This is a genomic window from bacterium (assembly GCA_024224155.1).
Classification (GTDB): domain Bacteria; phylum Acidobacteriota; class Thermoanaerobaculia; order Multivoradales; family JAHEKO01; genus CALZIK01.
This window is the reverse complement of sequence record JAAENP010000135.1, coordinates 1-602: the sequence shown is the minus strand read 5'-3', so window position 1 is coordinate 602 and position 602 is coordinate 1. Positions and strand designations below refer to the sequence as shown.

Annotated in this window: 1 protein-coding gene; it reads left to right on the top strand. The window is 63.8% G+C overall.

Annotation, left to right across the window (positions count from 1 at the left end):
- A partial coding sequence (locus GY769_07575; protein ID MCP4201776.1) for a hypothetical protein occupies window positions 1-602 on the top strand: 602 nt, incomplete at both ends.

Here is a 602-nt window from a genome sequence, read left to right as displayed (position 1 = left end):
CCACCGGAGCGCTCCTATCCGGCTTCATCACCGACTCACAAGCCGCCGCCGACGAGACAATCAACCTCACCCAACGCGCCGCCGACATGGCATCAGTGTTCAACACGTCGGTACCGGACGCATTGAACGCAGTCCAGGCGGCAATTCGGGGCGAGTCCGAACCGATCCGCCGCTTCGGTGTCCTTCTCGATGACGCCAGTGTCCGCGCTCGAGCCGTCGAGCTCGGTCTCGCTGCGTCCACCAAAGAGGTCGGACTGCAAGAGAAGGCGATGGCCCGCCTCGACCTCATCTACGAGCAGACCGCCAAGACGCAGGGCGACTTCATCAACACCCGCGGCTCGATCGCCAACCAGCAGAAGACCCTCGGCGCCCAGCTCGAGGATACGAAGGCCAAGATCGGGGAAGCGCTCGCCCCCGCCATGCAATCCCTACTCGCGTTGAGCGCCGAACTGCTGCCTCTGTTCGAGGACTTCGGGGTACAGCTCGCCGGGGTGATCAGCAAGACCGAGGCCCTCGTCGGCCCCATCCGGTTCCTAGTCGATGCTCTGAATGATCTCCAGGGGCAGCAGCAGCTAGTCACAGAATCCGGCCGGGAAGTCGAT